We start from the raw sequence: 20,695 nt of genomic DNA, 5'->3' as shown, positions 1-20,695 counted from the left end.
TTATTTAACTATAACGTAACATAAAAAAAAGTGGGATGCCATCAATTACAAATGGATATCCAAATGTAAACGTTTCACTTAAAAAAAGTAGAATTTCTACTGTCCGGAACCAATATGACGATACTTCTCATAGCGCTGGTTGACAATTTCTACCGGACTTAAGGCTGACAACTGTTCCAGTGACCGATTAACTGCTTCTGCAATCCATTCACTCTGTTTTTGTACATCCTGATGTGCACCGCCCATCACTTCTTTTATGACTTCATCTGCTACACCGAGTTCCAGCAAGTCAGGTGCCGTAATTTTCATGGATTCAGCTGCGCGCTTCGCCTGCGTACTATCCTTCCAGAGAAGCGCTGCTGCACCTTCTGGTGAAATCACGGAATAAGTTGAGTTCTCAAGCATCAGCAAATGATTACAAATACCGATGCCAAGTGCACCACCACTTCCACCTTCACCAATAACAATGGAAATAACAGGTACAGATAAACCAGCCATCTCTACTAGATTGCGGGCAATGGACTCACTCTGCCCTCGCTCTTCAGCTGCTTTACCTGGATATGCGCCTTTTGTATCGATGAAACAAATGACAGGTCGTCTGAACTTATCCGCCTGCTTCATCAGTCTCAGCGCCTTACGGTATCCTTCTGGATGCGCCATACCAAAATTACGATGAATATTGTCTTTCGTATCTTTTCCGCGCTGATGACCAATCACTGTGACCGGCTTGCCATTGAACATCGCGAGACCGCCAACCATAGCCGCATCATCCCCATAAGTGCGGTCGCCATGCAGCTCAATAAAATCATCAAAAATGGCGTAAATATAATCAAGTGTTGTCGGACGTTGTCCAAGACGTGCAATCTGAACCCGGTCCCACGGTTCCAGGTTGCTGTAAATCTGTTCGTATAATTGCTGACGTTCCTCTTTTACGACTGCTAATTCATTAGCCTTCTGTTTTTTTTCGAGTTCCTTAATACGTTCATCTATTTCCACCAGGGGTTGCTCAAATTCCAGTCTCATCTGATTGTCCTCCGTGCATCATTAATATATTGCTGAGTGTCGCCCGCATATCTTTTCGGTGCACTACTTTATCCAGTTGGCCATGATCTAACAGGAATTCAGCCGTCTGGAAATCATCCGGCAGCTTCTCGTTAATGGTCTGCTCGATAATTCTTCTGCCCGCAAAACCAATCAGACTTTCGGGCTCTGCCAGATTAATATCCCCGACCGATGCAAAACTCGCACTTACGCCACCTGTTGTCGGATGGGTCAAATAGGCGATATACAGCTGTCCTGCATCACTGTGACGTTTTATTGCGACACTTGTCTTCGCCATCTGCATCAGTGAGATGATCCCTTCCTGCATACGGGCACCGCCACTTGCTGTGAAAATGACAAACGGCAGCTTCTCCTCAGTACAATGATCAATGACACGACAGATTTTCTCACCTACTACTGCGCCCATCGATCCCATACGAAATCTGGAATCCATTACACAGATACCGAGTGGCATGCCGTCGATACGAATAGTCCCTGTCACTACTGCTTCATTCAGTTCGGTCTTCTGTCTGTCCTTCTCAAGCTTCGGCAGATAGTCAGGGAAGTCCAGGATATTCTCAGAAATCATGTCGCGGTCGAACTCAACAAAACTATTTTTATCAGCAAGATGATTGATGCGGTCGGGTGCTGTCATCGTCAGGTGGAAGTTACATTCCATACAGACATTCAAATTTTTATTCAGTTCTTTTGTGTACATAATTTTACCGCATTTTGGACATTTCACCATGATGCCCTCTGGTACATCTGTTGCCTTGATTTTAGGTACCGCCACATATTTCTTATTGTTATTATTTCGTTTAAAAATATCCTTAAACATTTTTTGTCCCCTTCCCACTGAATACTTTATCGTAACGTGTGATCAGCTTATATACTCTAAAGATAATGCGGTTGTTCTTACCATTCTGATCAATAAACTGTTCCAGCAGTTCCTTAAACTCTGTAATTTCACGTTTCTGCTTTTCTGAATGAATCAGAAAACGCCCGATGACCTCAAACAGCTGATGATCATCTACGTTAGAGAGAAAGGTCCCTTCCCCTCGCTTAGTTGTGATGATGCCGATCAGTTCCATCGCTCGCAGTGCCTCACGGATACTTGAACGACTCAAATTCATTTTTTCACTTAAATCACGCTCTGAAGGTAATTTATCACCTGCTGACAGATCGTGTTCAATCATATATGTCTCCAGCTCTTTAACAACAGAAATAAAACCTTTTTGCTTTACACTGTCCATTTATATACTCCTACAATATAATAAAAACCGCAGTGGTCTGACCACTACGGTTTAATATATCATAATCATTTAGCATTATAAAGTCTAAATAAGACGGATCATTTCAGGCGGATATTGCTCGATCAGTCTATACATCGTTTCACGGTTGACGCTTCCCCTTTTAACTGAATCTCTCGTTACGTAATTAAAGAGATAGAGATCAATAGACCCTTCCTCTAGTTCATCTTCCGGCTCCTTCAACACATAAATCGATTTGACGCCGGCCATATAATCAGACTTGAAAGTCCCAAACAGCTTCATCTCTTCTACAATCAGTTTACCTGGTTGATCAATCTTGCCTCGGATAACCACATAATCTTCTTTTAACAGTGACTCTATCCGACTGTATACATCCGGAAAAATAACGAGTTCAAGAGATGTCAGCCCATCTGTCGCTTCAGCAAATGCCATGGCCTGTCCTTTTTTAGTTCTTATCCTTTTAACTGACTTCAAACTCACGAGAAGCCAGCTACCCGGTATCATGTCCTTCACTTTAAATAGCGGCAAATAGAGATGTCTCGTAAACAGCTGTTCAACTGGATGAGGCGATAAGTAAAACCCGAGATACTCTGCTTCATAGTTAGTAAGTTTTTCAGCTGACATCTCAGGCCGTTCTTCATAACTTTTTTTCAGATTGAGTCCAAGCGCTTCAAGAAAATGATCATCTGCCTGATCTTTTTCCATATCCATTATCCTATCCAGGGAAGCGAGCAGAGTTGCTCTATTCTGACCAAACTCATCAAAGACACCGGTAACAATCATCGCTTCAAGAGCGGACCGGTTAACTGAACGTTTCGGCATACGCTGCATAAAATCATAGATATCTTGGAAATGTCCTTTTTTCCGTTCTTCTACAATTTCCATTACTGTCCGGTAGCCGACCCCTTTAATCATGCCCAGCGATAAAATCAATTGTTCGGCATCAGCCTTAAAAAACCAGTGAGAACTGTTGATAGCAGGCGCCACAAAAGGAATCTGCTTCTCTTTCACTTCTGCAATGATTTCTGCGAGCTTATCTTCGCTACCGATCACATTGCTCATAGTAGCTGCATAAAAATAAGTCGGGTAATGAACTTTTAAAAATAGCATCACATAAGCAATCTGTGCATAGGCAACAGCATGCGCACGCGGAAAACCGTAGTCTGCAAACTTCATAATCAGCTCATAGATGGCTTCAGCAGTCTTGGCGTCATATCCTTTTTGCTGACTGCCCGTAATAAAATGTTCCCGTTCTGCTTCCAGAACATCTCGCTTCTTCTTACTCATTGCACGTCTGAGGTTGTCTGCTTCACCGAGAGAGAAACCTGCAAATCGACTGGCAATCTGCATAATCTGCTCCTGGTAGATGATGACACCATATGTAGACTGCAGAATCGGTTCAAGATCAGGATGCAGATAATCGAATGACTGACCATGTCGGCGCTCGATATAGACCGGGATCTGTTCCATTGGGCCCGGCCGATACAAACTGAGCACGGCTACAATATCTTCAAAATGCTGTGGCTGGAGCTGCCTGAGCACTTGCCTGATACCTGCTGATTCAAGCTGGAAAATACCTGTTGTATCAGCTTGTCCGAGCGCCTTGAAAACTTCCTTATCATGATAGTCAATACTCTTTGTTGTGAAGTGCTGACGTGTCTGATTCAGCACCCGCTGTATAATCGTTAAGTTGCGCAGTCCAAGAAAGTCTATCTTCAATAACCCTAGATGCTCGACTTCAGTCATCGTCCATTGTGTCAGATTAAGCGTATCGCCTTTAATAAGCGGCACATAATCAGTCAGAATCTGATCATGGATAATAATACCTGCTGCATGCGTGGAGGTATGTCTCGGCAGACCTTCCAGTCTCTTCGCAATATTGAACCACTGCTGATGTCGGTCGTCCTTAGAGATAAAGTTTCTAAATTCGTCATTCTGATAGGCATCATCGAGCGTGATGCCTAACTTGCGGGGAATCAGATGAGAAATAAGTTTTAGATCAGCATCTGAGAACTGAAGAATACGGCCAACATCACGCATCACTGCCCGGGCCATAAGATGACCGAATGTCACAATGCCACTGACATTGAACGCACCATATTTCTGTACACAGTAATCGATGACTTCATGGCGCCTTGTATCCTCGAAATCAATATCAATATCAGGCATTGTGACACGTTCAGGATTAAGAAAACGCTCGAACAGTAAGTGATGTTCAAGCGGATCAATCATTGTGATATCCAGCAGATAACTGACCAGAGAACCACCAGATGAACCACGACCCGGTCCTACAAGTATCCCTTTACTTTTGGCAAATTTAATTAGATCACTGACTATCAGAAAGTAGTCACTGAAGCCCATCTTTTTGATAATCGTATATTCCTTTTCAGCGCGTTCTCTGTAATTCATACCATAGTCCTGAACGACTTCTTCCAGCAGCTGCCATAAATAATCATCACTCGATTCTCCGTTCGGTGTAGTAAACTTCGGCAGGTGCTTCAGACGTGGAATTTCGACTTCGCACCGGTCAGCTATATGCTCGGAAGCCTGTAGATATACAGGGTCGATGTGATCAAGCTCAGCAGACGTTCTGAAGTAATCCGGACCTGTCTCGGTGCGCAGTACCCTCTTCTGATTGCTATCAATCGCCTGCAGAATATTCAAATCAGTCAGACCATCAGGTTTCATATATTTAACATCGGACAGGTAAACTTTTCGTTCTTCAGCGATGTCAGACAAATGACAGCCAAAACTGTTATCGAACAGTTCAAGGTGACGCTCTGTCGCCTGTTTAAAAATAATGATTAAGCCGTGTGAATATTGAGTGAGCAGATATTCAGGGACAGCCGTCAATTCCTTGAGCTGTATACGGGAGGAAAGTCGCATGAGATTATGATAGCCGTCCACATTCTCAGCAAGCAATACCGTCTCGGTCTGCTCGATACCATCAGTGAGCAGTATCGTCATACCAATAATCGGTTTAATACCTGCTTCAAGACATTTCGAATAGAAAGCCTGCACCCCGAACATGACATGAGTATCAGTGATAGCAAGCGCTGTCTGTCCGTCTGCAACCGCACCCGCAATCAAGTCGTCAATTCTGACAGTTGATGCCAGTAAATCATAGGCAGTATGAATATTTAACTGAACGACCATCTCATCACCTCATTAATTTACAATCGATTTCAACTCTGCAATCAGCTGATTCAGTTCCTGTTCTGAATAGACCGTTGCACCACTGGCCATCGGATGTCCGCCGCCGTTGTAACGAGCTGCGAGCTCATTGATAGAGACACGTTTACTGCGAATACGGGCACGAATCTGGTCGCCTTCGTCCACTGCAAAAACCCATGCCTGTATTCCTTCGACATCACTCATACTATTGACGAAAAGTGAAGCATCATTTGCACTGATATCGAACTGAGCAAGCGTTTCTAATGTAATGAAAATAGAGCCGACATGATCTTCATAGTTGAAGTTCTGCAGGACATAGCCTTGAAAATGGATGCTTTTAAGGGACCGTTGCTGCATCTGATTAATCATCGCGGTATGGTCAAAATCATATTCGCGCAGAAGACCTGCAATCTCCATCGTCCGAACACTTGTATTATTGAAGAGAAAACGCCCTGTATCGCCGACAATGCCGATATACAGACACTTTGCGATATCATTGTTCAAGTAATCCTGCCCATATCCAAAATCAATAATCAGTTCCGCAATCATTTCACTCGTTGAGGATGACTGCGTCTCTACAATATTAATATCGCCGTACTGATCAACAGGTGGATGGTGATCAATTTTAACTATCTTATCACCCATACTATAACGCTGATCGTCAATGCGTGGTCCATTGGCAGTGTCCAGTACCACAACGAGTGCATTTTCATAATCTGCATCTTCAATGTCATCCATTGCACCTATAAAGGCAAGGTTGTCGACCATTTCTCCGGCAGCCAGTACTTTCTTGTTCGGATACATTTTCTTAAGTAATGTCTTAAAGGCGAGCTGAGAACCAAGTGCATCTGGATCCGGCCTGACATGACGGTGTAAGATGATGGTTTCATAATTATTAAGCCAGTTTTGTAATAGTTTAATGCTATTTTTATTCATAGTTTCTCCTTTTTGCAGTTCCTCTGCTATAATGCAGATGGAGGTTATTCATTATGTGGAATACTATATTACCCTATATCGTGTCTCTGACCGTAGCAGTCATGATTTTCTCACTCGTACTGACTCTCTACCAGATTGCACGTTACTTCAGAACGAATCGTGAAGTGCGTAAAGCATGGCACCGGGCACGCGGCAGAATGATGTTCGGCATCTTCCTCCTCGCATTCGCATTCAACCAGGTGCTGCTCTTCACAACACTCGTTGCCTATCTTATCTGTGCAGTACTCATCGTCTTCGCTGTCGCAAACATCAGCTATGGTGTCCAGGCAACACGTTATTTCGAACAATATTTCGAAGAAGAGGACCGTGCATGGGCAGAACTTGAGAAAGAAAAGAAAGCATAATGCTTTCTTTTCTTTTTTTTATGATTCTATGAGCTGACACATCAGCATTGCCTTTGAGACAATTTCCTGTTCCGATCGAATCGTTACTTCCATTTTGGCAAACTTACGGCCTAAGTCCAGCATTTCAAATGAAATAGTCAGTACTGAATCAATTGGGACTGTCTTCAGGAAGTAGATATTCAGACTTTCAATCAATGCTTCACCCCGACGCTCCCGCTTCAGAAGATGCTTCGTCGCTTCCTCTATGACGGCGATAAAGACAGACTTACTCATCGTGCCGAGCTGATTGGACATCTGGGGTGTAACACGAATTGTAATCTCATCATCAAAGCGCATCTGTTTCAGTACTTGATCATTTAAAGTGTGACCAATCTGAGGCTGTCTTTCAATCGACTGCATGGCACGAAGCACATCTTCACGCGTTACAATACCGATCAGACGATGATTTTTATTGACGACCGGCAGCAGTTCGATGCCTTCCCATATCATGACATGGGCACATGTCGCTATGGTTGACGTAATATTGACGGTTATCGGATTTTTTGTCATGACTTTCTTGATTTTAGTGCTGTTTTCCTGATTGATGATGTCCTTATTAGTCATGATGCCATATACTCGCTTCTGATCATCCAGGACAGGGAAACGCGTATGACCTGAGCTCTGAGATAATGATTTCCAGTCACGCACTGTATCATTTTCATAGAGTACGCTCGTATCATCTGATGGAATCAGAATCTCAGCCACAGTCAGCACTTCCTGTTTAATCAGCTGGTCATACAGGGCGCGGTTGATAATATTCGCAACCGCGAATGTATCATGACTCGTCGACAGTATCGGCAGCCCTTTTTCATCGGCCAGCTGTCTGATGGAGTCACTGACAACAAAACCACCTGTAACCAGCACTGCGCTGCCTCTTTCAAGCGCCAGCTGCTGAATGCCTTCTCTGTTACCCACTATCAGCAGTGTGTTCTCACCCAGATATTTAATAACATCTTCTTTCTCCATCGCTCCGATTGCAAATCGTGACAATGATTTATGAAGGCCCGTGCGTCCTCCAATAACTTGTCCATCAATAATTTTAACGATTTCAGCAAAGGTCAGATTTTCTATTGCTTCTCGTGTTTTTTTCTCGATACGGATGGTTCCAATACGTTCCATCGTCGAAACGATGCCTCGATTCTCCGCATCCTTAATCGCCCGGTAAGCTGTTCCTTCTGAAACAGATAGATCTTTAGCTATCTGTCTGACAGAAATTTTACTGCCTACTTTCAGACTTTCTATATGGTTGATAATTTGCTCATGTTTCGTCATGCTGACACCTCAATTATAGTGTGATGGCCTCTCCCGGCTTAATAATTTCGACCCGTCCATCCACTTTACTTTTAAATTCTTCTGGATCCTGTTTAATAAGATCGAATGTATTATAATGAACCGGCACTGTGACGCTCGGTTTGATGAATGTATTGACTGCATAGCTCGCATCATCAATACCCATCGTGAAGTTGTCACCGATCGGAATGAAGCAAAGGTCCACAGGATGACGCTCAGCAATCAGCTTCATATCTGAAAACAAGCCTGTATCTCCTGTATGATAGATGACCTTACCATCAATCGTGAAGATCAGGCCACAAGGCATACCGAGATAAATGATGCGCCCACTTTCTTCAGTAAAGGAATTACTATGGAAGGCCTGTACAAATTTGACCTGTCCAAAATCAAACTGACGATTCCCGCCGATGTTCATCGGATGACCTGTTTCGACACCTTTAGTTGACAAATAATCAAGTGTTTCAGGCAGAGCAATGACTGTTGCACCTGTGCGTTTAGCAATAGCGACTGTATCACCTAAATGATCACCGTGACCATGTGTCAGCACGATAAAATCTGCTTCTACCTGCTCAACTGACAGATCTGATAATGGATTTCCTGTAATAAAAGGATCTACAATGACCTTCTTACCATTAGCCTCAAAAGAAATACAAGATTGCCCGTGAAATCTAACATCCATCTCTCTTCACTCCTTCTTATCGTATATCATTATTATACCTCAATAGGCAGTCTTTTGATATGATTGGAGATATGAAGGAGTGAGTATAAAAATGAATCATGAAAAACTACAGACTTTAAGAGAAGTTCTTACAGCAGAACAGCTGGATGGTATCTGGATTTCAAATCCGGAGAATATCTACTATCTCACAGGCTTTCTATCCGATCCTCACGAAAGACTGCTGGCTTTACTCGTAATGCCAGGCGCGCTCACACTTTTTGTACCTAAAATGGAAGTGGCAGCTGCCGAACAAGCGTTCAGCGGTGAAATTATCGGTTATCTTGACACTGAGAACCCGTATTTAATTAAATCATTCAACCTGCAGTCTATCGGTATCGAAAGTGAACATCTGACAGTGGCACGACTGACACAACTGGAAGAATACTTCGATGTTCAGAAGACGACCGCTATCGATCAGACGGTGAAAGAAATGCGAAATATTAAAACAGCCGATGAAATTACTATTTTAAAACAAGCAGCTAAATTTGCAGATGATGCAGTAAAAATCGGCGTCGACAGCTTAAAAGAAGGGATCAGTGAAACAGAAGTCATCCGTATCATTGAAAATAAAATGCTCAGCATCGACGGTATTACCGCCATGAGTTTCGATACGATGGTGCTCTTCGGGGATAATGCAGCGAATCCTCACGGTACACCAGGTAACCGCACTCTTAAACAAGGCGAATATGTCCTCTTCGATCTGGGAGTCGTCTTCAAAGGGTACTGCTCTGACATCACTCGTACTGTAGCATTCGGTGAAACTCAAGAACGTCATGACCAAGTTCATGCAATCGTCACAGAAGCAAATCGCCGTGCCACTGCCCTCGTCAAACCAGGCGCTAAAATATCAGATATTGATGCAGCAGCTCGCGATTACATTACTGAAGCAGGATACGGTGAAGAGTTTCCACACCGCCTCGGACATGGTCTCGGTATCAGTGTCCACGAATTCCCGGACATCTCTTCCTCAAATGAAGATACGCTAAAAGAAGGGATGGTCTTCACGATTGAACCTGGTATTTATGTGAACGGTGAAGTCGGTGTCCGCGTTGAGGATGATATTCTCGTTACAGCTGATGGCTATGAAGTGCTTACACATTACGTAAAATAAAGACAAAAAAACAGAGAATCCGATTGGATTCTCTGTTTTCTTTTCTTACAGTTCAGCTAATAAATCATTGACTTCTTTAAATTCTAAACCTTGATCGTCAGCTACTGCTTTGAATGTTACATGACCATTTAATGTATTAACACCTTTATAAAGCGCTTTGTTTTTCTTGATGGCTTCAGCATAGCCACTATTTGCAATCTGAAGTGCATATGGAATTGTTGCATTGTTAAGCGCCATTGTTGAAGTACGTGGAACGGCACCTGGCATATTCGCAACTGCATAATGAACAACATCATGTTTAATGTAAGTTGGATCATCATGTGTTGTAATACGATCAGTTGTTTCAAAAATACCACCTTGGTCAATTGCAATATCAATTACAACTGAACCCGGGTTCATTGATTTAATCATTTCTTCAGTTACAAGTTTAGGCGCTTTTGCACCAGGAATCAGAACTGCACCGATTACTAAATCGCTGTTTTTAACACTTTCAGCAATGTTGAATGGTGTAGACATCAATGTTTGAACTTTGCTGCCGAATAAATCATCAAGCTGTGCAAGTCGAGCAGGATTTAAGTCAAGAATGGTCACGTCAGCACCAAGACCTACTGCCATTTTTGCTGCGTTTGTTCCGGCTTGTCCACCACCGATAATTGTTACTTTACCTTTTTCAACGCCTGGAACACCAGCAAGTAAGATGCCTTTACCGCCGCCTGTACGTTGTAAGTACTGAGCACCGATTTGAGTCGCCATACGACCGGCTACTTCACTCATTGGAGAAAGTAATGGCAGTGAACCATTTTCTGCTTGAACTGTTTCATATGCAATACCTACTACTTTGTTATCAAGTAATGCTTTTGTCAGTTCAGGTTCTGGTGCTAAGTGAAGATATGTGAAGAGAATCAGTCCTTCTCTGAAATACTGGTACTCAGAAGCAAGAGGTTCTTTAACCTTCATAACCATTTCAGCTTTCCATGCTTCTTCAACAGAGACAATACGGCCACCTGCTTCAGTATAATCTTCATCTGTAAAGTATGAACCCATACCCGCCTGTGTTTCAATCAATACTTCATGACCGAACTCTACTAATGAATAAACGCCAGCGGGAGTTAAAGCAACCCGGTTTTCGTTATTTTTAATCTCTTTAGGTACACCAATAATCATAATTAAACCCTCCTATTTGAATTGTCGATATCATTCTAACACTTTAAAATGAAAACGTAAACATTTTCTGTTTATCATTAAAAGTCATGCTATAATAAAGGTGTAATTAAGATTATCAGGAGGGATTCATATGTTGTTTTATAAAAATATACTGATTGCTGTCGATGGTTCAAGTGAAGCAGAATGGGCTTTTAATAAGGCAGTAGAAGTTGCAAAACGTAATGATGCAACACTCTCAATTGTCAATGTCATCGATACAAGAAGCTATGCAAGTGTTGAAGCGTATGACCGTTCAATCTCTGAACGTGCAGCTCACTACAGCAGTAAACTGCTGGAAGGCTATAAAGAAGCTGCGTTAAGCCGTGGTGTCGGTCACGTTGAGATTTTCACGGAATATGGTTCACCTAAAACAATCATCCCGAAAAAACTAGCAAATAAACTGGAAGTCGATCTGATCATGTGTGGTTCTACTGGACTTAATGCAGTAGAACGCTTCATCATTGGTTCTGTCTCTGAAGCGATTGTTCGTCATGCAGAATGTGACGTCCTCGTTGTGCGTACAGAAACATTGCCTGAGAACTTCCAGCCTGAAATCGCAACAGAAGAATTTAAACAGGCGCATCAGTAAAACCAGACAAGAGATCAGCCCGAGCTGATCTCTCTTTTTTATCTCCATCCTTTCCCTTTCATTTACAAAAACAGACTATTGCTATACACTCTATTCAAACTATTTTTGAATGAGGTGTATTATGTTACAGACAATTATTACAGCTATTATTTTATATACAGCCACTGCGCTGGATTTATTAGTCATTTTACTTATTTTCTTTGCACGAGCAACGACAAGAAAAGAATATAGAGATATTTATATCGGACAATATATAGGATCAGGCACTTTAATTATTGCCAGTCTATTTTTTGCATACGTCCTTAACTACGTACCTGAGAAATGGATTCTAGGCTTATTAGGACTAATTCCTCTATACTTCGGTATTAAAGTCGCTTTATATGATGATTGTGCTGGAGAAAGAAGAGCAAAAGAAGAACTAAATAAAAAAGGACTCTCTAAACTCGTAGGCACAGTTGCACTCGTCACAATAGCCAGCTGCGGTGCTGACAATATCGGTTTATTCGTCCCTTACTTTGTAGGTCTAAACAGCAGTCAGTTACTTCTGACACTTCTCGTCTTCCTTATCATGATCTTTATTTTAGTATGGACCGCTCAAAAAATAGCCAATATCAAAGGCATCGGCAGTTTAATAGAGAAATATAGCCGCTGGATTATGGCCATCATCTACATCGGCCTTGGTTTATATATCATCATCGAAAATAATACCATCCCCACTTTACTCACTTTATTTCAATAGTAAAGTTTAAGGTCTGGAACGAAAAAACAGCATAACAGGGTTCAGCTTCTATTTATGGTAATATTAAGTTAAATAAGATAATGGGAGGGAACTCATGACGTTTGAAAAAGAATTCAATTATTCCGATTCAAATGAAACAGTTAAAGCAGGTGACAGAATCACGATTGAATTAGATTTCCCTGAAAAATTAGCCTTTGTAGGACGAGCTGATAAAGTGCTGGAAAAATTAATTAAAGAAAATAATGGCACCATTAAAAAAAATAACTAAAGGAGATTAATCTATGCAAATGCTTATCACTCTCTTTCTGTTCATTTATTCAATTACGATGACACTTCTCTATTTTAAAAACTCTAATAAAAAGTAAGCTGGTCCATGTGGATCAGCTTTTTATTTTGTCTTCATTTACACAAGTTAAGTTTCCATAAAAAAAGACACAACCTTATGAATAAATTCAAAAAGTTGTGTCTGAAATAAATATAGTTATTATGCTTCGATATTACCGAATTCCATTGTGTCACGAGCGATCATGACTTCTTCTTCAGTTGGAATAACGATAACTTTTACTTTAGAGTCCTCAGTGTTGATAAATGCTTCTTTACCACGTAATCCGTCGTTTAATGATGGATCATATTCAACACCTAAGTATTTGAAGTTATCAAGTACTTGAGCACGTGTAACATCAGAGTTCTCACCTACACCTGCAGTGAAGACGATTGCATCTAATCCTTTAAGGACTGCTGTATATTGACCGATATATTTCTGGATACGGTCCACATAAATATCAAGTGCAAGTTGAGCGCGTTCGTTACCTGCTTCAGCTGCTTCTTCAACATCACGAAGGTCACTTGAAAGACCAGTGATACCTAAAATACCTGATTGTTTATTGAAGACGTTCATCACGATTTCTTCAGCAGATTTACCTGTTTTCTCCATTGCGAATGGAATAACCGCTGCATCAATGTCACCTGTACGTGTACCCATTGTTACACCTGCAAGTGGTGTGAAGCCCATTGATGTATCAACAGATTTTCCACCGTCAACAGCTGTGATTGAAGCACCGTTACCGATATGGCATGTGATGATTTTAAGTTCTTCAGCTGGACGTTCCATTAATTCAGCAGCACGTTGTGATACGTACTTATGGCTTGTACCGTGCGCACCGTATTTACGGATACCGTAATCTGTATAGTATTCATAAGGTGTGCTGTAAAGGAATGCTGATTCAGGCATAGTTGAATGGAAAGAAGTATCGAATACAGCAACGTGTGGGATATTCGGTAACATTTTACGGAATGCTTGAATACCCATTAAGTTTGGACCATTATGAAGTGGCGCAAGTTCGATTAATTCTTCGATCTGTTTTTCAACTTCATCAGTTACAAGTGCTGATGTCGGGAATAAGTCCCCACCTTGTACAACACGGTGACCTGTTCCATCAAGGTCATTGATATCGTTGATGATGCCATGTTTTTTCATTTCATCAAGCATCATGTTAACCGCTTGTTCGTGATCTTTAATGTCTAAAGTTTGTGTCACTTTTTCGCCGTTCACTGAAATAGTGAAGATAGAATCTTTCATTCCGATTCTTTCTACTAAACCTTTAGTTAAAACTTTTTCTTCTGGCATTTCAAACAGCTGAAATTTCAAAGAAGAGCTTCCGGCATTAATCGCCATAATCTTTTTCATAAGTATCCTCCTAGGTATGTTATACATAGTTATTTAACCATTATTACAGCAATTAATCAATGATTATAACAGTTATTTATTTTTTCTGTTTATTTCAAACCATTCATTGAAGTCATCGAGGAATTTCTTCATTGCGCTACTGTCTTTGAAGTCCGGTATATTAGCAAGGAGTACTTCTACTGGCGTCACTTTCTCCTCTGGTTTTTTCTGCAGAATTAAAATTGATTTCTGCGCGGATTCTGTTTTGAATAGATTTTTCGGCAGATTCAGAAAGGCCTGCATATACGTCTCTGTAGCAATGAATTGCTGAAGCTGTCCTACTTCCTGTTCAAACAATTGACTCGGTACAACAAGAAATGCGAATCCACCTGCTTTTAGAATATCAATGCTCTGTTCAATCATCAAATGATGTGAAAAACTATGACCCTCTTTAAAGCCGAGCTTCATTTCACGGCTGCGTTCATCCACAGGATAATAACCTACTGGTAAGTCGCCCACAACAGCATCCACTTTTTCCATCGCAAGCGGCATAAGAGCATCTTGCGGGAAAATATCAAAAGGAACTTCCAGAAAATTAGCGAGATGTACGCTGACACGTGCGAGTACAGGATCCACTTCTACCAGCTGATGGTGGAATGCCTTCTCAGGATTCTGTTCATTAATCGTTGCAGTGAGATGCCCTGTCCCACTTGCAATATCCAGAATGGTTATCTCTTCCTGCTCTGCTGTAAAGGCCTTTAGCATATAGCTGACAAAATAGCCGATACTATCAGGTGTAATCTGATGATTCGGCTGAATCATTTCTTCTTTCAGCATACTGAGATAAGCAAACTGAAATGCTTTTCTTCTGTCTGTCAGTGTGCTTCTCTCAAGTAAATCACGCTGATTCATATAAATGTCTTCAAGACTGAGACCTAGGTTCTCTATAAAACTGTGTCCATTCTCCTGCTGCAATATTTTTGCCTTTTCATCTATAGTTTTAAATAATGTTTCAATCATCGTTTCCATACAGTTTCCTTTCAAATAAAAACTGCCCCTTAAAAGGGCAGTCAGTTTGTTAAATTGATTTTAAAGCTTCTACAGCTTTATCATAATCCGGATGATCTGTCCCTTCAGACACGATTTCCGTATAGACTACTTTATTACTATCATCCAGAACGAATACTGAACGAGCGAGCAATCTCAATTCTTCCATTACAACACCGTAGCTTGTACCGAATGATAAGTCTTTATGGTCACTTAATGTCACAACGTTTTCCAGTCCATTAGCTGCACACCATTTAGCTTGTGCGAACGGCAGGTCACATGAAATTGTAATTACTACTGCATTTTCAACATCTGATGCCTGTTCATTAAAGCGACGTGTCTGCTGGCTGCAAACGCCAGTATCAACAGAAGGTACTACACTGATTAATTTCTTCTTACCTTCAAAATCAGCTAATGTGCGAACACTTAAATCATTTGCCAGTACTGAAAAATCTGGTGCAACTGTGCCTTCTTTAACTTGTTCACCAAGTAAAGTGACAGGTGAATTCTTAAATGTAACTTGTGTCATTGAAAATTCCTCCTCATGTTTAGTTCTTCTCTAATTTATCATGAATCAGCTTTAAAACGAACTATTTTGTTTCATCACTGGAGCTGTCAGACGGTCACGCAGTCGTTCCTGACGTTCATGAATGACCACTGTATCACTGAGCATATCATGTATACCTTGTTTTGCCGGGTTAAAGAGAACAACAAGGTATAACAGGTTTCCTAAAAATCCACTAATATATCGCCCCGGCCATTCACGTGTAAAGACCTGTAAAAATGTCAGATGTCTGCCACTTGTCGAAACGACTTTTAGACCCATCAGCATTTTACCGAGTGTGGCACGGAAAAACCAAGTCATCATAATGAAGTACAAAAAGTAAATCAGTGCAGTAGTAATGTTAGCGATACTGAAAATGGGCGCCAGATAGTAGGCACTAAGATCCCAGTCAGATAGCTTAGCCAGTGGATTAAGAATAATGCCTTTAAGACTGCCGATTACGATACCGTCCACTAAGTAAGCAACCAGACGGACACCAAAACCCGCATGTGTGCTGTTGACGATATCTCTTTCATAACCTTCAACTGACGAAGAGGGGTAGATTACCTTTTCATTCATCATAGCACCTACTCTCCGTAAAGATACATGGGTGTCGTACCTTGACGTTTAGACATCAGTTCCTTGATTGCTGCAAGATCGTCATTACCCATCATCTTCTTAACGAATGATTGTGCTGCAAAAGGATTTTCACCAAAAATTGAATCAGTTGGTGCAAATTCAATCACTTCTGCATCATTTGATTTAATATCTTTTTTCAATGCTTTTAAAGCATCTTCTTCTAATCCGATTTCATCGACAAGCCCATTTTTCTGAGCCTGCAGGCCTGAATAAACACGACCATCTGCAAGTTTTTTGACTTCTTGCTGTGATATATGACGGCCATCAGAAATAACTTTGACAAATTGATCGTAACTTTCATCGACCAGTGACTGCAGAATTTTTCTTTCCTCAGCATCCATTTCTTTTGTCGGACTCATAATGTCTTTATGTGCCCCGCTTTTAATTGTATTGAATTTAACACCATATTTATCAGCAAGCTCTTTGTAGTTCATTGATTGCATAATGACACCGAGTGAACCTGTCAATGTCTCTCTTGAGGCAAAGATTTTATCTGCAGGCGCTGAAATATAATAACCACCTGATGCTGCCATGTTTTTCATAGTGACATAGACTTTTTTACCGGATTTTTTAATCTCATTAATTTTATCGTAGATTTCTGCACTCTCATAGACACCACCGCCTGGAGAGTTAACAACCATTAAGACACCTTTAATTGATTTGTCCTCTTTAATCTGCTCAAGCTGCTGCATCATGCTCTCATGATTATAAGTTTCCTGTGCAAATACAGACGGACTCCCCGTATCCTGAATAACACCGTCCACTTCAACGCGTGCAATTCGATTCGACATATCAGTACCTTCGATTGATTTTTCATCGAGTGTGCCTGTATCAAGCTGTCCTTCCAGCTCTTTTGTAAAGCTGTCAGTAAAATCTGTCGTAAATAATGAAGTAGCCACTGATAAAATAAGCAGTGAAGCTGCAACCAATAAAGCGATAATCCGTTTATTCATCATATCTCCCTTTCCAACATTTAGTATTCTCTTATAATATACCAGAAATAATCATGAATGAAGACTGATAACTATGATTTACATCAAATGAGTGACGATATAATCATAGGCATTTTTACCGATCAATAATATAGTGACCGTGACAAATAACAGTTTTACGTATGAAACACCTTTTTTAAGGGCAAACTGACTGCCTGCATAACTTCCTAATATCATGGCAGCACCCATCACAAGGCCGACCATATAATCCACTTTTCCCATGTACATAAAGAGCAGTAAGGCCCCCACATTAGAAGCGAAGTTAAGAAATTTAGCATTGCCGGCAGCTCTTAAAAAATCAAAGCCGACGAATAGGAGCGCAAATAATAGAAAGCTGCCTGTACCTCCCCCTATAAATCCATCATAAAACCCTATCAATACAAGAATGAGACAAAAGAAAAACATTCTGACAGGTGATAATTTTTTGTAGGTCGTAATTGTCCCCCAGTCCTTTTTTATGAGTGTATAAATCAGAACGACTGATAACATGATAATGATAATAGGTTTAAGCAATGCTGGTGGCAACACTGTCGCTGTTAATGCGCCTAGAATAGAAGCGATAAATGAAAGCGGGAAAAGTTTACCGACTACATTGAAGTCTACCTTGCCGGAACGAATGAATGATATCATTGAAGTCAGTGAACCGAATGAACTCGCCAGCTTATTTGTCCCTAGTGCAATGGCAGGCGGCATACCTGTTGCAAGTAATGCAGGTGTCGAAATCAGACCACCCCCTCCTACTACTGCATCAATAAATGCAGCTAAAAATCCGAAAAAAACAATCATTATTAGCATTTGAATATCCAAGAAATGACCCCCTTTATTCCACTATAGTGAAAGAACAGGGCACTGTCTATTGCATTTCAGCGCTATAACAAAAAAGTGAAGCGGAGCTGCTCCACTTCACTTATTATAATAGATCACTGAAATCTGCTGTCTCACGTACTTTTGAGATGGTCATCACTTCAGTATGTTCAATGACTTCTTCAATCAGTGCATCAAAATTAAATTTACTTTCGAATTTTTCAACTTTTTCAAGCTTTGGATTCGTCTTCGGATTCTTCGGTGTGAAAATAGTACAGCAATCTTCAAATGGCTTAATAGACGTTTCAAACGTCCCGATTTCTTTTGCTTTCAGAATGATATCATCCTTATCCAGAGTGAGAAGCGGACGAAGGATCGGCATGGATGTCACGGCATTAATCGCATGCATGCTGCCGAGTGTCTGACTAGCCACTTGTCCCAGGTTTTCACCGTTTACAATTGCCTGCGCACCAATACGCTCAGCCAGCTGCTCTGCGATTCTAAGCATTAATCGGCGTGTTGAAGTCATCGTCATATTTTCAGGAACTACCTTATGAATCGTCTTCTGAATTTCAGTGAACGGTACAAGGTGCAGTTTAATTTCTCCGGCAGTCTCTGCCATGATGTGTGTCAGGTCAATTACTTTTTGTTTTGCTTCATCACTTGTAAATGGCGGAGAGTGAAAATGAATCGCTTCAATCGTCACGCCTCTGCGCATCACTTCTATACCGGCAACAGGAGAATCAATACCACCAGAAAGCATCAGCAGTGTTTTACCCCCAGTACCGACTGGCAAGCCGCCTGCACCTTTGATAACGCGTGAGTAAAGGTAGGCAGCATCTCTTCTGATTTCAACTTGCAGCTTGTAGTCAGGTTGCTTTACATTAACGGTCAGATGTTCAGCCTGACTGAGCACCGCACCACCTAAAACCTGCTGTAGCTCAAATGTTTCCATTGGATAGCTCTTATCTGATCGTTTTACATCTATTTTAAATGTCTTGCCTTCTTCATCTATATCAGCGGCTACTTTAATAGCGGCTTCTTTTACTGTTTCCAGTTCTTTGTCCACTCGCATGACCGGACTTACAGAATGTACGCCGAATACTTTTGATACACGTCTGATGACTTCTTCCACATCAATCTGTTCATCAAGATGGATGTACATACGATCACGATTAGCATGTACTTCATAACCTGTAAGCGGTATAAGTGCATGCTTCACATTTCCTTTTAACTGATTGATAAATGTATTACGATTGCCACTCTTCAGTGTTAACTCACCGTATCTAACTAATAATTGGTCATATCTCATTTTTCCAGTAACTCCTCTACTTCCTGATATATCTCTCTGAACACTTCGTTGAAACGATGTACTTCTTCTGCTGTGTTATTTTTTGATAGTGAGATTCTAATACTGCCAGTAATCGCCTGATCTGGTACATGCAGTGCTGTCAATGTCTCATTTAGTTTTGCACGTTTTGATGAACAGGCACTTGTCGTTGATACCATGATATCACGCCGGGAGAAAGCATTGACAATAACCTCTCCTTTGACGCCGACAAACGATAGATTAACAATATGCGGCGCACCATTGTGCTGAGAGTTCAGACGAATACCCGGAAACTGCTTCACGTATCGTTCAATCTCCTCTTTCATCTGATAGAGACGTGCACGCTGCATTTCATAATCTTCAAGCGTAAGTCTGATTGCACGACTGAGTGCGACATTAGAGGCCACATTCACAGTGCCGCTTCTAAAGCCGAATTCCTGTCCGCCACCGAACACTGTATGCGTAATCGTCTTCAACTGACTGAAGACCAGCAGCCCTTGTCCCTTCAATCCATTAAATTTATGACCACTGAGACAGAAACTATGAACCCCTTCCAGGTGAAGAGGCACCTTACCAAATGATTGTACACAATCCACATGAAAATGAATCTTAGGATAACCTTTAATCAGCTCTGCCACCTCTGCGACCGGTAGTATAGCACCCATGACATTATTAACATGCATCATCGCAACCAGTATGACATCTGACGTCAGCATAGAGCTGAAATGCTCCAGATCGAGTGTCCCATCTTCCTTAAAGCGCATATATTTAATGATAAAACCTTCATCCTCCAGCGCACGAACAGTTTCGAGTACAGAAGGATGTTCCAGTTTAGTTGTAATAATAGTATGGCCAAACTGTTTTTTTGCACGTGCCATCCCTGTCAGAAGAAGATTATTGGATTCAGTGGCACCACTTGTAAAAATGATGGATTGCTGTTCAAGCTTCAGTAAATTTTTAATTTGTTCACGGGCTGATGTCAGCAATTTCTCTGTTTCAAGACCTTTAGCATGAGGACTGGCGGGATTAAAATAAAAATTTTCGTTCACCTTGGCAAATGTTTCAAGCACTTCTTTATCCGGCTTTGTTGTTGCACTATTATCAAAATAAATCATCTTGTCACCTCTCTATGTCATAAAAAAGAAAAAAGACTTATGC

General features: G+C 41.2%; 21 protein-coding genes. 5 read left to right on the top strand and 16 right to left on the bottom strand.

Annotation, left to right across the window (positions count from 1 at the left end):
* Positions 1-96: 96 nt before the first annotated feature.
* The 5 genes from ERX37_RS01050 to ERX37_RS01030 form a co-directional block, all read right to left on the bottom strand.
* Positions 97-1,023, bottom strand: coding sequence for an acetyl-CoA carboxylase carboxyltransferase subunit alpha (locus ERX37_RS01050; protein WP_133428795.1), 927 nt, complete (start codon positions 1,021-1,023; stop codon positions 97-99).
* Entirely contained in the window at positions 1,007-1,879 is an 873-nt protein-coding gene (gene accD, locus ERX37_RS01045) for an acetyl-CoA carboxylase, carboxyltransferase subunit beta (RefSeq protein ID WP_133428794.1), read from the bottom strand. The genes ERX37_RS01050 and accD overlap by 17 nt, the downstream gene beginning before the upstream one ends.
* On the bottom strand, positions 1,872-2,294 hold the full coding sequence (locus ERX37_RS01040; RefSeq protein WP_133428793.1) for a FadR/GntR family transcriptional regulator: 423 nt from the start codon (positions 2,292-2,294) through the stop codon (positions 1,872-1,874). Before ERX37_RS01040 ends, accD begins: the two co-directional genes overlap by 8 nt.
* Before the next feature lie 84 nt (positions 2,295-2,378).
* Positions 2,379-5,468 carry a DNA polymerase III subunit alpha gene (locus ERX37_RS01035; RefSeq protein ID WP_133428792.1) on the bottom strand — a complete coding sequence of 1,030 codons (3,090 nt, stop codon included), beginning with the start codon at positions 5,466-5,468 and terminating at the stop codon, positions 2,379-2,381.
* A gap of 12 nt (positions 5,469-5,480) precedes the next feature.
* Positions 5,481-6,422 (bottom strand): DHH family phosphoesterase, encoded by a 942-nt coding sequence (locus tag ERX37_RS01030; RefSeq protein ID WP_133428791.1) that lies wholly within the window; start codon positions 6,420-6,422, stop codon positions 5,481-5,483.
* Between the two features lie 53 nt (positions 6,423-6,475).
* Between ERX37_RS01030 and ERX37_RS01025 the strand changes: the two genes are divergently transcribed.
* Positions 6,476-6,826: a YtpI family protein gene (locus tag ERX37_RS01025; protein ID WP_133428790.1), complete on the top strand. Its 351-nt coding sequence runs from the start codon at positions 6,476-6,478 to the stop codon at positions 6,824-6,826.
* 18 nt (positions 6,827-6,844) lie between these two features.
* Here the strand turns inward: ERX37_RS01025 and ERX37_RS01020 are convergent, their stop codons facing one another.
* Both ERX37_RS01020 and ERX37_RS01015 read right to left on the bottom strand, forming a co-directional pair.
* Positions 6,845-8,137 carry a DRTGG domain-containing protein gene (locus ERX37_RS01020; protein WP_133428789.1) on the bottom strand — a complete coding sequence of 431 codons (1,293 nt, stop codon included), beginning with the start codon at positions 8,135-8,137 and terminating at the stop codon, positions 6,845-6,847.
* A 13-nt stretch (positions 8,138-8,150) separates the two neighbouring features.
* Complete coding sequence (locus tag ERX37_RS01015) at positions 8,151-8,834, bottom strand: metal-dependent hydrolase (protein WP_133428788.1); 684 nt, start codon at positions 8,832-8,834, stop codon at positions 8,151-8,153.
* Between the two features lie 91 nt (positions 8,835-8,925).
* On the opposite strand from ERX37_RS01015, the gene ERX37_RS01010 reads away from it, so the two are divergent.
* On the top strand, positions 8,926-9,984 hold the full coding sequence (locus ERX37_RS01010; protein WP_133428787.1) for a M24 family metallopeptidase: 1,059 nt from the start codon (positions 8,926-8,928) through the stop codon (positions 9,982-9,984).
* A 45-nt stretch (positions 9,985-10,029) separates the two neighbouring features.
* Here ERX37_RS01010 and ald read toward each other — a convergent pair whose 3' ends face one another.
* Positions 10,030-11,148 carry an alanine dehydrogenase gene (gene ald / locus ERX37_RS01005; protein WP_133428786.1) on the bottom strand — a complete coding sequence of 373 codons (1,119 nt, stop codon included), beginning with the start codon at positions 11,146-11,148 and terminating at the stop codon, positions 10,030-10,032.
* A gap of 130 nt (positions 11,149-11,278) precedes the next feature.
* Between ald and ERX37_RS01000 the strand changes: the two genes are divergently transcribed.
* The 3 genes from ERX37_RS01000 to ERX37_RS11380 all read left to right on the top strand — a co-directional run bounded on the left by ERX37_RS01000 (position 11,279) and on the right by ERX37_RS11380 (position 12,783).
* Positions 11,279-11,776, top strand: a complete 498-nt coding sequence (locus ERX37_RS01000; protein ID WP_133428785.1) for a universal stress protein — start codon at positions 11,279-11,281, stop codon at positions 11,774-11,776.
* A 121-nt stretch (positions 11,777-11,897) separates the two neighbouring features.
* Entirely contained in the window at positions 11,898-12,515 is a 618-nt protein-coding gene (locus ERX37_RS00995; protein ID WP_133428784.1) for a CadD family cadmium resistance transporter, read from the top strand.
* Between the two features lie 94 nt (positions 12,516-12,609).
* Complete coding sequence (locus tag ERX37_RS11380) at positions 12,610-12,783, top strand: hypothetical protein (RefSeq protein ID WP_165981932.1); 174 nt, start codon at positions 12,610-12,612, stop codon at positions 12,781-12,783.
* A gap of 216 nt (positions 12,784-12,999) precedes the next feature.
* On the opposite strand, the gene ERX37_RS00990 is transcribed toward ERX37_RS11380, so the two are convergent.
* The 8 genes from ERX37_RS00990 to ERX37_RS00955 all read right to left on the bottom strand — a co-directional run bounded on the left by ERX37_RS00990 (position 13,000) and on the right by ERX37_RS00955 (position 20,652).
* Positions 13,000-14,202: an acetate kinase gene (locus tag ERX37_RS00990; protein ID WP_133428783.1), complete on the bottom strand. Its 1,203-nt coding sequence runs from the start codon at positions 14,200-14,202 to the stop codon at positions 13,000-13,002.
* Positions 14,203-14,274: 72 nt separating this feature from the next.
* Positions 14,275-15,210 carry a class I SAM-dependent methyltransferase gene (locus ERX37_RS00985; protein WP_133428782.1) on the bottom strand — a complete coding sequence of 312 codons (936 nt, stop codon included), beginning with the start codon at positions 15,208-15,210 and terminating at the stop codon, positions 14,275-14,277.
* A 49-nt stretch (positions 15,211-15,259) separates the two neighbouring features.
* The gene (gene tpx / locus ERX37_RS00980) at positions 15,260-15,757 is read right to left on the bottom strand and encodes a thiol peroxidase (RefSeq protein WP_133428781.1); all 498 of its coding nucleotides are present in this window, start codon (positions 15,755-15,757) and stop codon (positions 15,260-15,262) included.
* Positions 15,758-15,808: 51 nt separating this feature from the next.
* Entirely contained in the window at positions 15,809-16,351 is a 543-nt protein-coding gene (locus ERX37_RS00975; protein WP_165981931.1) for an RDD family protein, read from the bottom strand.
* 8 nt (positions 16,352-16,359) lie between these two features.
* Entirely contained in the window at positions 16,360-17,367 is a 1,008-nt protein-coding gene (gene sppA, locus ERX37_RS00970) for a signal peptide peptidase SppA (RefSeq protein ID WP_373282937.1), read from the bottom strand.
* A gap of 75 nt (positions 17,368-17,442) precedes the next feature.
* Entirely contained in the window at positions 17,443-18,198 is a 756-nt protein-coding gene (locus ERX37_RS00965) for a TSUP family transporter (RefSeq protein ID WP_133429644.1), read from the bottom strand.
* A 115-nt stretch (positions 18,199-18,313) separates the two neighbouring features.
* Entirely contained in the window at positions 18,314-19,519 is a 1,206-nt protein-coding gene (gene thiI / locus ERX37_RS00960; RefSeq protein ID WP_133428778.1) for a tRNA uracil 4-sulfurtransferase ThiI, read from the bottom strand.
* Positions 19,516-20,652 carry a cysteine desulfurase family protein gene (locus ERX37_RS00955; RefSeq protein ID WP_133428777.1) on the bottom strand — a complete coding sequence of 379 codons (1,137 nt, stop codon included), beginning with the start codon at positions 20,650-20,652 and terminating at the stop codon, positions 19,516-19,518. The genes thiI and ERX37_RS00955 overlap by 4 nt, the downstream gene beginning before the upstream one ends.
* Positions 20,653-20,695: the final 43 nt, after the last annotated feature.

It is taken from the genome of Macrococcus hajekii (genome assembly GCF_004359505.1).
GTDB lineage: Bacteria > Bacillota > Bacilli > Staphylococcales > Staphylococcaceae > Macrococcus > Macrococcus hajekii.
The sequence above is the reverse complement of the archived record's forward strand: the minus strand, read 5'-3'. Positions and strand labels throughout refer to the sequence as shown.